The 13,014-nt window shown below is 66.4% G+C and carries 16 protein-coding genes; 6 read left to right on the top strand and 10 right to left on the bottom strand.

Annotation, left to right across the window (positions count from 1 at the left end; translation table 11 throughout):
• Positions 1-123: 123 nt before the first annotated feature.
• The 3 genes from IFT67_RS12770 to rpsD all read right to left on the bottom strand — a co-directional run bounded on the left by IFT67_RS12770 (position 124) and on the right by rpsD (position 3,471).
• The gene (locus IFT67_RS12770; protein ID WP_192238606.1) at positions 124-1,095 is read right to left on the bottom strand and encodes an agmatine deiminase family protein; all 972 of its coding nucleotides are present in this window, start codon (positions 1,093-1,095) and stop codon (positions 124-126) included.
• The gene (locus tag IFT67_RS12765) at positions 1,096-2,727 is read right to left on the bottom strand and encodes a M28 family peptidase (RefSeq protein ID WP_192238605.1); all 1,632 of its coding nucleotides are present in this window, start codon (positions 2,725-2,727) and stop codon (positions 1,096-1,098) included.
• Between the two features lie 129 nt (positions 2,728-2,856).
• Positions 2,857-3,471 (bottom strand): 30S ribosomal protein S4, encoded by a 615-nt coding sequence (rpsD, locus tag IFT67_RS12760; RefSeq protein ID WP_056053294.1) that lies wholly within the window; start codon positions 3,469-3,471, stop codon positions 2,857-2,859.
• Between the two features lie 191 nt (positions 3,472-3,662).
• On the opposite strand from rpsD, the gene IFT67_RS12755 reads away from it, so the two are divergent.
• Complete coding sequence (locus tag IFT67_RS12755; RefSeq protein WP_192238604.1) at positions 3,663-3,962, top strand: chorismate mutase; 300 nt, start codon at positions 3,663-3,665, stop codon at positions 3,960-3,962.
• Here IFT67_RS12755 and IFT67_RS12750 read toward each other — a convergent pair.
• From IFT67_RS12750 to rpiB, 5 genes are all read right to left on the bottom strand, one after another.
• The gene (locus tag IFT67_RS12750; protein ID WP_192238603.1) at positions 3,959-5,191 is read right to left on the bottom strand and encodes a TrmH family RNA methyltransferase; all 1,233 of its coding nucleotides are present in this window, start codon (positions 5,189-5,191) and stop codon (positions 3,959-3,961) included. The genes IFT67_RS12755 and IFT67_RS12750 overlap by 4 nt on opposite strands.
• Positions 5,192-5,369: 178 nt before the next feature.
• The gene (nrdR, locus tag IFT67_RS12745) at positions 5,370-5,834 is read right to left on the bottom strand and encodes a transcriptional regulator NrdR (RefSeq protein ID WP_056487307.1); all 465 of its coding nucleotides are present in this window, start codon (positions 5,832-5,834) and stop codon (positions 5,370-5,372) included.
• On the bottom strand, positions 5,835-6,011 hold the full coding sequence (locus IFT67_RS12740) for a hypothetical protein (protein ID WP_192238602.1): 177 nt from the start codon (positions 6,009-6,011) through the stop codon (positions 5,835-5,837).
• Between the two features lie 5 nt (positions 6,012-6,016).
• Positions 6,017-7,327, bottom strand: coding sequence for a serine hydroxymethyltransferase (glyA, locus tag IFT67_RS12735; protein ID WP_192238601.1), 1,311 nt, complete (start codon positions 7,325-7,327; stop codon positions 6,017-6,019).
• A complete protein-coding gene (rpiB, locus tag IFT67_RS12730; RefSeq protein WP_192238600.1) occupies positions 7,324-7,758 on the bottom strand; it encodes a ribose 5-phosphate isomerase B in 435 nt (144 codons plus the stop codon). The genes glyA and rpiB overlap by 4 nt, the downstream gene beginning before the upstream one ends.
• 145 nt (positions 7,759-7,903) lie before the next feature.
• Here rpiB and IFT67_RS12725 point away from each other — a divergent pair, with 145 nt between their 5' ends.
• The 5 genes from IFT67_RS12725 to IFT67_RS12705 are packed head-to-tail and all read left to right on the top strand — an operon-like array spanning position 7,904 to position 10,704.
• Positions 7,904-8,341 carry a hypothetical protein gene (locus IFT67_RS12725; protein WP_192238599.1) on the top strand — a complete coding sequence of 146 codons (438 nt, stop codon included), beginning with the start codon at positions 7,904-7,906 and terminating at the stop codon, positions 8,339-8,341.
• A gap of 10 nt (positions 8,342-8,351) precedes the next feature.
• On the top strand, positions 8,352-8,921 hold the full coding sequence (locus IFT67_RS12720) for a sigma-70 family RNA polymerase sigma factor (protein WP_192238598.1): 570 nt from the start codon (positions 8,352-8,354) through the stop codon (positions 8,919-8,921).
• Positions 8,914-9,636, top strand: a complete 723-nt coding sequence (locus IFT67_RS12715) for an anti-sigma factor (protein WP_192238597.1) — start codon at positions 8,914-8,916, stop codon at positions 9,634-9,636. The genes IFT67_RS12720 and IFT67_RS12715 overlap by 8 nt, the downstream gene beginning before the upstream one ends.
• A complete protein-coding gene (locus IFT67_RS12710; protein ID WP_192238596.1) occupies positions 9,636-10,100 on the top strand; it encodes a DUF3429 domain-containing protein in 465 nt (154 codons plus the stop codon). The genes IFT67_RS12715 and IFT67_RS12710 overlap by 1 nt, the downstream gene beginning before the upstream one ends.
• 31 nt (positions 10,101-10,131) lie before the next feature.
• Entirely contained in the window at positions 10,132-10,704 is a 573-nt protein-coding gene (locus IFT67_RS12705; RefSeq protein ID WP_192238595.1) for a Uma2 family endonuclease, read from the top strand.
• 3 nt (positions 10,705-10,707) lie between these two features.
• Here IFT67_RS12705 and hemA read toward each other — a convergent pair whose 3' ends face one another.
• Both hemA and murI read right to left on the bottom strand, forming a co-directional pair.
• Entirely contained in the window at positions 10,708-11,970 is a 1,263-nt protein-coding gene (hemA, locus tag IFT67_RS12700; protein WP_192238693.1) for a 5-aminolevulinate synthase, read from the bottom strand.
• A gap of 136 nt (positions 11,971-12,106) precedes the next feature.
• Positions 12,107-12,895: a glutamate racemase gene (gene murI / locus IFT67_RS12695; RefSeq protein ID WP_192238594.1), complete on the bottom strand. Its 789-nt coding sequence runs from the start codon at positions 12,893-12,895 to the stop codon at positions 12,107-12,109.
• Between the last annotated feature and the right edge of the window lie 119 nt (positions 12,896-13,014).

Raw genomic sequence — 13,014 nt, 5'->3', positions numbered from 1 at the left:
CCCAATTGGAAAGGTTGGCGTAACGAAGGACGGTCCTCCGTTGGCTACGTCCCCCAATTGGGCCCCGGCCTTCGTCGGGGTGGTGATTGGTTTAGAGCTTATCGTCCATGGCCGCGGACGGACCTACCCCGGAATCTGCTGCGAGATGCAGTGGAAGCTCCCGCCCCCCGTCAGGATATGATCCGCACGTTGCCCGACCACTTCGCGGTCCGGGAACAGAGCCTGGATCGCCACCACCGCCGCCTGGTCGTTCTCCGCTCCGTACAAAGGCACCACCACCGCGGCATTGCCGATATAGAAGTTCATGTAGCTCGCCGGCACGACCTCCTCGTCGCGCAGCACGCGGCCCGGCGACGGGATCGTCACGACCTCCAGCCCGGCAGCCTCGGCGTCGCGCGCGGCGTTCTGGTACACCTGCCAGTTCGGATCGTTATCGGTTGCCTTCGGGATCGCCACCCGCCCCTCGCCGACGAACCGCGCGAGGTTGTCGACATGGCCGTCGGTATGATCGTTGACCAGTCCGTCGCCCAGCCACACCACGCGGGTATAGCCGAGATCGGACGCCAGCCGCGCCTCGATATCCGCCTTGCTCAGCGACGGATTGCGGTTGCGGTTGAGCAGGCACTGCTGCGTCGTCACCACCGTCCCGGTACCATCGCCATCGATCGCACCACCTTCGAGGACCCAGTCACACGCCTCGACCCGCTTGTTGCGGCTCTCCGCCAGCCGCTGCCCGATCGTGTCGTCGCCCGGCAGATCGTACTTCCCGCCCCAGCCGTTGAACCGGAAGTCCCGCGCGCTGCCGTCACCGACGATGATCGGCGCGGTATCGCGCAACCAGATATCGCCGAACGGCTCGACCACCACGTCCGCGAACGGCGCCAGCTTCTTCGCCGTCGTCGCCGACCCGACGTCGGCCGCGACCAGGATCACCGTCTCGCCCTTGCCGCCGGCATGCACCGCCTTGGCGAACGCCACGACCTCGTCCCGTGCGGGTTCGAGATCCTCCAACCACAGGTCCGCATGGCTCGGAAAGCCGATCCAGACGGCCTTGTGGTGCGCCCATTCGGCGGGTGTCGAGACGGTCGTGGTCACTTACTTGGCTCCTGCGCGATCGCGGTCACGGATGCCGCGGAATTCGGCGGTCTTATACCAGTTCGGCCACAGACTGGTATCGTCCGCGAGCTTGCGCCCAAGCCCGTAATAGATCGTCAAATCCTCGACCGCGCCCGACCAGTCCCACTTCGCGTCATATTCGTCCGCGGGCTTGTGATAGCGGTGCGCGACATAATCCTCGCGCGCCGCATGTCCCGCAGCCGTTCCACCGACGACAAGGTCCTCGCCGCTGCCGCCATCGAGCATCGGCACGCCCAGCTTGGCGAAACTGAAGTGATCCGACCGGTAGTAGCCGCCGCGCTCCGGGTTCGCCTCGACACCGATCACGCGGCCCTCGGCAGCGACGAACGGCTTCACCAGATCCTCGATCTCGGATTTCCCCGCGCCGGTCAGCACGAAGTCCTTTGCCCGGCCATCGACATTCAACACGTCCATGTTCACGCCGCCGACGGTGTGCGCGAGCGGATAGATCGGATGCTCGGCATAATAGCGCGACCCGAGCAGCCCGGACTCCTCCGCCGTCACCGCCAGGAACGCGATCGAGCGCTTGGCCGGCCCCGCCTTCACCTGAGCCTCGGCCAACGCCACCAGCCCGGCGACACCGGTCGCGTTATCCGCCGCCCCGTTGCATATGTCGTCGCCATCGACCGCGTCGCAGCGCCCGAGATGATCCCAATGCGCGGAGTAAAGTACGTAGTCGTTAGGAGCCGCGGTACCCGGCAGCACGCCGATAACGTTCTTCGATGCCTGCCGCTTGATCGTGTTGTCGAACCCGCCGCCGAACTTCAGCCCGAGCGGCACCGCCTTGAACCCCTTCACCTTCGCCGCCGCCGCCAGCGTCGCGTAATTCTTGCCAGCGCTCGCGAACACGCGCTCGGCGGCCGGCTTCTGCATCCAGCCGACGATCTGCGACTGGTCGAGATGATCGCCCTTCTCGTCCAGCTCGAGCTGCGGCCCGGTCCAGGACGACTGCACCACCGCCCAGGGATACGCCGCCGGCTCGGTATCGTGGACGATGATCGCCGCCGCCGCGCCGTGCTTGGCGGCGTTCTCGAACTTGTACGGCCAGCGCCCGTACCACGTCATCGCGCGGCCCTCGAAGGGCCCCTCGCGCGACATCGTCTGCCAGTCGGCGTCGTTGATGAGGATGACCACGGTCTTCCCCTTCACGTCGGTGCCGGCATAATCGTCCCAGCCCTTTTCGGGCGCGGTGATGCCGTAGCCGACAAATACGACGTCGCTGTTCGCCACCGCGGACTTCGGCGCCACGCGGTACGTGCCCGCGACCATGTCGGTGCGATAGGCGAGGCTGACGGGCGCCTTGCCGCCGGTGAACTCGTACGGCTGCACGTTCGTGGCGGTGATTTCCACCATCGGCACGTCCTGCGTCCACGACCCCTTGTTGCCAGGCCTCAGCCCCGCCGCCTTCATCCGCTCGACGATGTACGCGACCGTCTTCGCCTCCGCAGGCGTAGTCGGCGCGCGGCCTTCATACGCGTCGGACGACAGCACCTGCGTAACGGTCTTCAGCGTCTCGACCGAGATGGCGGGCGTAGTCTGCGCGGACGCGGCGGTCCCGAGCAGCAGGAGAGGCAGGATGGCAGCGCGCATGGTCATTCCCCGTTTGGTTGCGCGCGTTCTGGCAAAGCCGGGCGCGCATGTCCACGAGACGACATAGGGCAACGAAAAAGGGCGGCCCCACAGGACCGCCCTTTTCCTCGTATAGATCGTACCGAAAGATCAGCGCGAGTAGAACTCGACGACCAGATTCGGCTCCATCTTGACGGGGTAGGGAACCTCATCGAGCGTCGGGACGCGCGTGAAGGTGACCTTGGCCGCGCCGTCGGTGGCGACGTAATCGGGGATCTCACGCTCGGCGAGGCTCTGGGCTTCCATGACCAGCGCCATTTCCTGCGCCTTCGAACCCAACGTGATCTCGTCGCCGACGAAGCAGCGACGCGAGGCGATGTTGCATTTCACGCCGTTGACGCGGATGTGGCCGTGCGAAACGATCTGGCGGGCCGCGAAGATCGTCGGCGCGAACTTGGCGCGGTAGACGATCATGTCGAGGCGCTGCTCGAGCAGGCCGATCAGGTTCTGCGAGGTATCGCCCTTCAGACGCGCAGCCTCGTGGTAGCATGCACGGAACTGCTTCTCGGTCACGTCGCCATAATAGCCCTTGAGCTTCTGCTTGGCGCGCAGCTGGATACCGAAATCGCTGACCTTGCCCTTGCGGCGCTGGCCGTGCTGGCCCGGGCCGTATTCGCGCTTGTTGACGGGCGACTTGGGACGACCCCAAATGTTCTCGCCCATACGGCGATCGAGTTTGTACTTCGCGCTTTGACGCTTCGACATAGTAAGTCCTTGGCAAATGCTAACAACGTTGTTCCCGGTATCGCTCTGCTGGCTGTACGAGACGGATGTCCAGACAGGGCAGGGCCACCGCTTCACCGGGGTGCAGGGCCATTGCGAAGGCGGGCGCCTAGACGGGGGGCGGTCCAGAGTCAAGCTGGACAGGCCGGATGGGGCTCGGCAAGAGACGGCGCATGACCATTCTCCCCGGCCCAGATTGCACCACCATGACCGACGTCCGCGCAGGCGTCGACGCGCTCGACCGCGACTTGGTCGCGCTGCTCGCCAAGCGGTTCGCCTACATGGACGCCGCCGCGCGGATCAAGCCCAAGCGCGGGCACGTGCGGGATGAAGCGCGGAAGGCGCAGGTGATCGACAACGCGCGGGCCGAGGCGGTGAGACTGGGCGTTCCGGAGGCCGTGGTCGCGGATCTGTGGGAACGCCTAGTCGAAGCCTCGATCGCCTACGAACTCGCCGCCTTCGACCGGCGCTAGGTTCGCGGTCGCTTCCCCGCCAGCGACGACAGCACCCCGCGGAGAGTCCGGATTTCCTGGCTCGACCAGCCCGGCTTGGTCAGCAGCGTGCGGAGAGTCCGCCGCGTCGACTGCATCTTGTCGGGCAGGTGGAAGAACCCCGCCCCCATCAGCATCGCATCGAGCTGCCCGATCATCCCGTCGAGCTCCTCCTGCGGTGCGGGCGGCATGATCGGGTTGATCGACGGCTGCGACAGCTCGCGCTCGGCGGTCAGACCCTTCGACCATTCATAGGCGACCAGGATCACCGCCTGGGCGAGGTTGAGCGAGCCGAACTCGGGGTTGATCGGCACCGTGATGATCGTCCGCGCCACCGCGACGTCGTCGGTTTCGAGGCCGGAGCGCTCGGGCCCGAACAGGATCGCGGAGCGGCCGGGGGCGGCGTGGATCTCGGTTGCGGCTTGTTCGGGGGTGACGACGGGCTTGGTCACACCGCGTTTGCGGACCGTGGTGGCGAACACCTGCGCGCAGTCGGCGGTGGCGGCGGCGACGCTGTCGTAGACCTTCGCGTTCTGGAGCACGATGTCGGCGCCACTCGCGGCGGGGCCGGCGGAGGGGTTGGGCCAGCCGTCGCGCGGGGAGACTAGGCGCATTTCGGTGAGCCCGAAGTTGAGCATGGCGCGCGCCGCCTTGCCGATGTTCTCGCCGAGTTGGGGGCGGACGAGGACGATGACCGGGGGCGGGGTTTCGTCCGCCAAGGTGCTTCGACTTCGCTCAGCACGAACGGGAGGGGAAGATGGCGCATCCTTCTCTTGTTCCGATCGAACACGGTTCTCCCCGCCCGAGCGGATACGCTTCTCCCCTTCCGACGGGATGCCCTGCCCATTTTCCGAAAGGACTCTCTCCCGAGCTTCCGAAGAGATGCCTCCCCCCCCTTCCGTTCGCCCTGAGCGAAGTCGAAGGGCACGCTCCGGCGGGGGGATCGCCGCATCGTGCAGATCCGCCCAATCCTCGCGCGCGAGCGCTTCCTTCTTGCGCCGCGACCAGCCCTTGACCTGGAACTCCGCGGCGAGCGCGTCCTGCCGGCTGCTGAAATCCTGGCACCACATGAGCGTCACCGGCCGGCGCGTCTGGGTGTATCCCGATATCTCACCGAGGTTGTGCTGTCCGATCCTGCGCTCCAGGTTATCGGTGTGTCCGGTGTAATAACTGTCGTCGGCGCAGCGCACCACATAAGCCCAGAATGTCATCGGGGCGGCTTACGCGGGGGCGTGGTGTCCGGACAAGTCCTTCGACTTCGCTCAGGACGAACGGGGATGGGGAGGTGGACTTACCATCGGGGGCGGACATCATCCCTACCCGCCCCCTACCCGATCGCCCTGAGCGAAGTCGAAGGGTGCCTCACTTGGGTCACAGGGCAGGCCCAAATCACTCCGCCCGCCCAACCTCCTCGACACTCCCGGCAAAAGCCTCGAAGTCCTTCGCCTCGCTAAAATCCCGATACACACTCGCAAACCGGATATACGCGACCGAATCGAGCCCCTTGAGCCCGTCCATCACCATCTCGCCGATCCGCTTCGACGTGACGTCGTTCTCGCCCAGCGTCTCCAGCCGCCGCTGGATCCCGCTCACCAGCTTCTCGATCCGCCCCGCCTCGATCGCCCTCTTCCGCGTGGCGATCGACAACGACCTGAGCAGCTTCTCCCGGTCGAACGGCTCGCGTCTGCCCTCGCTCTTCAACACGAACAACTCACGCAGCTGGATCCGCTCGAACGTCGTGAAACGCGCGGCGCACCCTTCGCACTGGCGCCGGCGTCGGATCGCCGCCCCGTCTTCGGTGGGGCGGCTGTCCTTTACCTGGCTGTCTTCATGTCCGCAGAAGGGGCAGCGCATTCAGACCTTCTTCTTGCCCTTGTAGTACGCGTAGGTCGCGCCGGCGATGGCACCGAGTGGCATCGTAAACGGGAGGGGAATTGCGATCACCGCGCCCAATGCGCTCCACTTGGCCATGCTCTTGCCGAGGCCGGGGGTCGCCTTGATGTCGTTCTGGACGTCGTCGAACTTCGACATGCTGTTTATCCTTGATAGATCGGGAAGCGCGCGCACAGGGCCCGCACGCGGGTCCGAACGTCCGCCTCGACTTCCGGGTCCCCATGCTCGCCCTTTTTCGCGAGGCCGTCCAGCACGTCGGCGACCATGTTGCCGATCTCGCGGAACTCCGCCGGGCCGAAGCCACGCGTCGTACCCGCGGGCGAACCGACGCGGATGCCGCTGGTCTTGACCGGCGGCAAAGGATCGTTGGGGATTCCGTTCTTGTTGCAGGTGATCCCCGCACGCTCCAGCGCCTCGTCCGCATCGCGGCCGGTGATGCCGAGCGGCGTGAGGTCGATCAGCGCGAGATGCGTGTCGGTGCCACCCGAGACGACGTCCGAGCCGCGCTCCTTGAGCGTCGCCGCCAGCACCTTCGCGTTCTCGACGACGGCAGCGATGTAGCTCTTGAAATCAGGCTGCAGCGCCTCGCCGAACGCGACCGCCTTCGCCGCGATCACATGCATCAGCGGCCCACCCTGGAGCCCCGGGAACACCGCCGAGTTGATCTTCTTCGCGATCGCCTCGTCGTTGGTCATGATCATGCCGCCCCGCGGGCCCCGCAGCGTCTTGTGCGTGGTGGTCGTCACGACATGCGCGTGGCCGAACGGCGTCGGGTGCAGGCCCGCTGCGACGATCCCGGCGAAATGCGCCATGTCGACCATGAAATACGCGCCGACCCTGTCCGCGATCGCGCGGAACTTCGCGAAGTCGATGACGCGGGGATAGGCCGAACCACCCGCGATGATCAGTTTCGGCTGGTGCTCGACCGCCAGCGCCTCGACCTGGTCGTAGTCGATCAGGTGCGTGGTCGCGTCGACGCCGTACTGGACCGCGTTGAACCACTTGCCCGACATCGCCGGCTTCGCGCCATGCGTCAGGTGACCGCCCGCATCGAGGCTCATGCCGAGGATCGTGTCGCCCGGCTTGACCAGCGCGAGCATCACCGCACCGTTCGCCTGCGCGCCCGAATGCGGCTGCACATTGACGAACCCGCAGCCGAAGATGGCGCGCGCCCGCTCGATCGCCAGCGTCTCGACGGTGTCCGACGGCGCGCAGCCCTGATAATAGCGCTTGCCCGGATAGCCCTCGGCGTATTTGTTCGTGAACACCGAGCCCTGAGCCTCGAGCACCGCCTTCGAGACGATGTTCTCCGACGCGATCAGCTCGATCTGTGTCTGCTCGCGTTCCAGTTCGGCAGCGACGCCGGCGAATACGGCAGCGTCCGCATCGGCGAGGCCGCGCGTGAAAAAGCCGTCGGGCTGGACGTCGTGGAGTTCGCGGGGCTGAGTGCTCATGCGGGGACCTTTAACTTGTCGACACGGAGTTGATGACGGCCGCCGGCGAATTCGGCGGACAGGAAAGCTTCGACGCACGCCTTGGCCATTTCCTCGCCGATCAGGCGTGCGCCCATCGCGATGGCGTTGGCGTCGTTGTGCACGCGCGCAAGGCTAGCCGACAGCGGTTCGGAGACGAGCGCGCAGCGGCAGGCGAGATTACGATTGGCAGCGATCGAAATGCCGATCCCGGAGCCGCAGAGTGCGATGCCGCGCTCGGCGCTACCATCGGCGATCGCCGCCGCGAGCTTGAACCCGTAATCGGGATAATCGACGCTGGCGGTGCCTTCGGGACCGAGATCGAGCACGTCATGCCCCGTCTCGCGCAGCCACGTGGCGAGCACCGCTTTCAACGAAACGGCGGCGTGATCGGACGCGATGGCGATGCGCACCTGGCGTATTCCTGTGACGGGAGATCGGGTGCCCAGCCCCCTACCCCCCCGAGCCGGAATTTGCCACACCTGTTCGCGGGCGCTTTCGTCAGGATGACGCGTTAAGGTCGGGAATGCGTAGAACGAGACCGTGAAGGAGACATTCATGAAGGCCCTCACTCTGCTTGCCGCCGCCGCGCTGACCGCATGTTCCGGCCCGGCCCCCGATACCAGCAGCGACGGCAACATGACGTCGGCGGGATCGGTCGAACGCAAGGTCGCCGCTCCCAAGTCCGACGCACCCGAGCCCAAAGCGCCTGACTACACCGGCCGCTGGATCGGCGTCGAAGGCATGGTCCTCGACGTCGCCCCGACCGACACCCCCGGCCATTATGCGCTGACTATGCAGTGGGACCTAGACAACAAGGGCAAGTTCGACGGCATCGCGAGCGGCGACACGATATCGTTCGATCGCGGTGGCACCCGCGAAACCCTCCGCCCGACCAACGGCGATGCGACCGGGCTCAAATATCTTGCCGGCAAAACCGACTGCCTCACCGTCAAGCCCGGCGAAGGCTATTGCCGCGACGGGCTAAGCCGCTAGGTTCCCGTCCGTGACTATCGCACATGCCAACGCCGACGCCGCCCGCGCGCACCTTTCCGAAGTGCTGCTGCGGACCGGCCAAGAGGACCGCGACGCGTTTCGCGAACTCTATTCGCTGACCAGCGCGAAGCTTTTCGGCATCACCCATCGTATCTGCGGCAACGCCCAAGCCGCGGAGGATGTGCTGCACGAGGTCTATCTCACGATCTGGAAACGCGCCGGTGCCTGGGAACCCGGCCGCGCGAGCCCGATAACCTGGTTGGCGACGATCGCGCGCAACCGCGCCATCGACTGGCAGCGCGCGCAGGGCGTCCGCCGCACGAGCCCGCTCGACGACGCGCCCGACATCGCCGATCCCGGCGAGGGTGCCGAAGCGGGGATGCTGGCGAGCGAATCGTCGCGCGAATTGATCGAATGCCTCGACGGCCTCGAACCACAGCAGCGCGACGCTATCCGCACCGCGTTCTTCGACGGCATCACCTACGCCGAACTCGCGATCAAGCGCGCCGTGCCGCTGGGCACGATGAAGAGCTGGGTCCGCCGCGGTCTCGCTCGCCTGAAGGATTGCCTCGATGGTTGATCCGACCACCGATACCGGCGTGCCTGAGGACGTTGCCGCCGCCGAACTCGCACTCGGCCTGCTCGACGGCGAAGAGCGCGGGGCAGCGCTGCGCCGCGTGCTCGCCGAACCCGGTTTCGCCGCGCAGGTCGAATGGTGGCGGTCGCGCCTCGCAGTCCTGTTCGACCTCTGGCCCGAACACGCCGCGCCGCCGCATCTTGTCGCTCGGATCGAAGCCAGTCTCGACGGAACCCCGCCCCCCGCGCAAACGAGCCGCTTCGCTTGGCCGGCGCTCGCCGCCGTCACCAGCGCGATCGCCGCATCGTTGTTGCTGTTCGTCATGGTCCGCCCAGAGCCGACCGTGCCCGTCTCGCAACCGATCGCCCCCTCAATACCGGCCGCGCGGCCGACCAGCGTGCTCGTCGCGATGCTCGGCGATGCGAAGTCGCCGGTTGCCGCGGTCTACGATCCTGCGAACGGCGCACTCCGCGTCGCGGCAGGCCCCGGCGTTCCGGACGCCCGCGTCGCACAGCTCTGGGTGATCGGCGGCGACGGCGTACCGCATTCGCTCGGCCTGCTCTCGGGCCGTCCGACCTCACTGGCACCCAAGGGCGTCGATCGCGGTCGCATAACCCCCGGCGCGACACTCGCGATCTCGGTCGAGCCACTCGGCGGCTCGCCGACCGGCCTGCCAACCGGCCCGGTCGTCGCTACCGGCGTGGTCGCGCGCGTCTGATGACAGCGCGACCCGCCGCAACCGGCGGCATTCCACCGATCGCACGCCTGTTGGGGCTGAGCGGCCTCCTGCCACAACTCGCGGCGGTCGCGCTGCTGCTGAGCGGCGATCCGCAAAGCCGGTTCTCCGCGCTGGCGATCGCCTACGCCTACGCCGCGACCATCCTGAGCTTCCTCGGTGGTCTCTGGTGGGGCCTCGCCGCGCGCACCGACTCGCCGCCGCGCTGGCTCTGGTTCGCCAGCGTCGCGCCCTCGCTGGTCGCGCTCGCCACCGCGTGGCCCTGGATGGTCGGCCTGCGCTGGCCCGGCCCCTCGCTGGTCGTGCTCGGCGTCAGCCTGATCGCCGCGCTGCTCGTCGACCGCGCGCTGGTCCGCGCCGGCATCGCACCACCCAGCTGGATGGCCTTGCGCATACCCCTGTCGCTCGGCCTCGGCGTCCTGACGTTACTGGCGGCTATACTGTGACTCGGGTGCGGGAAAATGTTATACCAACGCTATGAGCGTTGCCGAACACATCACTCAATTGGCTTCCGGGCCCGCGCGTTTCACCACCGCCGAGTTCATGGAACTCGTCCGTCATCCGCCGATAGCCGACTGGCTGGGCAAGGTCGAACTGGTCAACGGGGAGATTATGCGGATGTCACCGGCAAACGTACCGCACTGGAACGCGCAGCGGATCGCTTCCCTGCGCTTGCAGTCCGCCTTCGCCGCGCTCGGCACCGAATGGATCGTCGGGCAGGAACCGACCGTCCGCCTGACCGCCGACACGCTGCGCGAACCGGATGTGGCGGTGCTTCGCGACCCCGATCTGCGCGCGACATTGTTCGACCGCGTTGCGCTGTTCCTCGCTGTCGAGATCGCCGATACGAGCCTAGCGCTCGATCTCGGTGCAAAGCGGAGCGATTATGCCGAGGCGTTCGTGCCGCATTATTGGGTCGTCGATATCAACGCGCGTCGGACGCACGTGATGGCCAAGCCCCGCGCTGGTGATTACGAGGACAAACGACTGATCCCGTTCGGCCACCCTATCGCAATCCCCGAACTGAAGATCGACATCGTCGTCGACTGAGCCTCAGGCGGCTTTGCGCAAGTCCAGCCGGCTCCAGATCTCCACCAGCGCATCGGTCAGCTCGCGCATCATCGCCTCGGTATGCGCAGGGCCCGGCGTGAACCGCAGCCGCTCGGTGCCGCGCGGCACGGTCGGATAGTTGATCGGCTGCACGTACACGCCGTATTCAGCGAGCAGCACGTCGCTGATCTTCTTCGCCTTGACCGGATCGCCGACCATCAGCGGCACGATATGCGTATCGCCGATCATCACCGGCAGCCCGGCGTCCTTCAGCATCACCTTCAGCATCGCCGCGGAAGCCTGCTGCCCCTCGCGCTCGACGCTCGAACTTTTCAGATGCCGCACGCTCGCCAGCACGCCAGCGACCAGCACCGGCGACAGCGACGTCGTGAAGATGAACCCCGGTGCATAGCTGCGGATCACGTCGACAATCGTGCGATCGGCGGCGATATAGCCCCCCATCACGCCGAATGCCTTACCGAGCGTCCCTTCGAGGATCGTGATCCGGTGCGCGACCTCGTCCCGCTCCGAAATCCCGCCGCCGCGCGCGCCGTACATCCCGACAGCATGGACTTCGTCGCAATAGGTCAGCGCGTTGTACCGGTCGGCAAGGTCACACACCGCCGAAATCGGCGCGATGTCGCCCTCCATCGAATACACGCTCTCGAACGCGATCAACTTGGGTGCCGCCGGATCTTCCGCGGCCAGCAATTCTTCCAAATGCGCGAGGTCGTTGTGGCGGAACACCCGCTTCTCGCAGCCCGAATTGCGAATGCCCGCGATCATCGAAGCATGGTTCAGTTCGTCGGAAAAGATGATGCAGCCCGGCAGCACCTTCGCCAAGGTCGCCAGCGTGGCCTCGTTCGAGACGTACCCGCTCGTAAACAGCAGCGCTGCTTCCTTGCCGTGCAGGTCGGCGAGTTCGCCTTCCAGGTCGACATGGTAATGCGTGTTGCCGCCGATGTTGCGCGTGCCGCCCGAGCCCGCACCGACGTCGTGCAACGCCTCTTCCATCGCCGCGATCACCTTCGGGTGCTGGCCCATCGCGAGGTAATCGTTCGAGCACCAGACCGTGATCGGCTTCGGCCCGTTATGCCCGGCGAAGCAGCGCGCGTTCGGAAACGCACCCTTGTTGCGGAGAATGTCAATGAACACGCGGTAGCGCCCTTCGGCATGCAACCGGTCGATCGCCTGCGTAAACACGCGCGAATAATCGACTCGCGGACCCAAGGTAGAATCCGTTGCCGAGATGCCGTTGGTAATCATAGGCTTGGGCACTACGCCTCGCTTTCACTCGTTTCCAGCGCAATACCGCTCTTACGGTGATCGCTTTCCTCATCCTGGCAGCACATTGCCACGATGCGGCCGCGACGCAAGGTGGCACATTGTCCCAGGTTACCGCTTAAAGCTGCTCGATACTGCCAAACCCGTGCGCCGCCAGAGCCGGTCCGAGCGCGCGCTCCTCGTCACCCAACCGGGTGAAGACGGCAACGCCCTCCCCCGCTCCCGACCATGATTCGCCCTGCATGAGATGCACGATCCGCCGCGCGATCCCCGGTCCGCCATCGACGAAGCGCACGCCGGGAGCAGCGGCCGCAAGCTCCGCCTCCACCAGTGGGAAATGCGTGCAGGCGTTCACGATTACGTCGATCGCGCCGCCGCCGGGCTGCGAAAACAAGCCATCTAGCACCGCGGCATAGCGTTCGGGCGCGACGACTCGGCCGTGCAATTTCGCCTCCGCCATCTCGACCAACGCCGCCGACCCGTAGCGCAGCACCGTGCAATCGGCCGCGAACCTCGCCGCCAGATCATCGACATACGCCTGCCGCACGGTCGCCTCGGTTCCCAGCACGCCGATCGTCCGCGTCTTCGAAAGGAGCGCGGCAGGCTTGATCGCCGGTACCGTCCCTACCACCGGCAGGTCGAGCGCGGCGCGCACCACCGGCAGCGCGATCGTCGAGGCGGTGTTGCACGCGATCACGATCAGCCGCGGCCGATACCGCTCCGCCAACCGCCCCAGCAACACCGGCACCCGCGCCGCGATCTCCGCCTCGCTCTTGGTCCCGTAGGGGAAACCGGCCGAGTCGGCGGCATAGACGAACGGCGCATCGGGCAGCGCCGCGCGCGCCGGCCCAACGATCGACAACCCGCCGACACCGGAATCGAAGAACAGGATGGGGCGCGTGTCCATGCGCGCTCTTAGGCCGGTTCGGCCCGTGCAAACCAGTCCCCGTCGTCCCCGCCCCACTTCGTCATCCTGACGAAAGGCGTGAGATCAACGCCCACTCGACGCCATTTGCCGTCAGCCCC

It is taken from the genome of Sphingomonas sp. CFBP 13728, from assembly GCF_014841895.1.
Classification (GTDB): Bacteria; Pseudomonadota; Alphaproteobacteria; order Sphingomonadales; family Sphingomonadaceae; genus Sphingomonas.
This window is presented reverse-complemented; position numbering and strand designations above follow the sequence as displayed.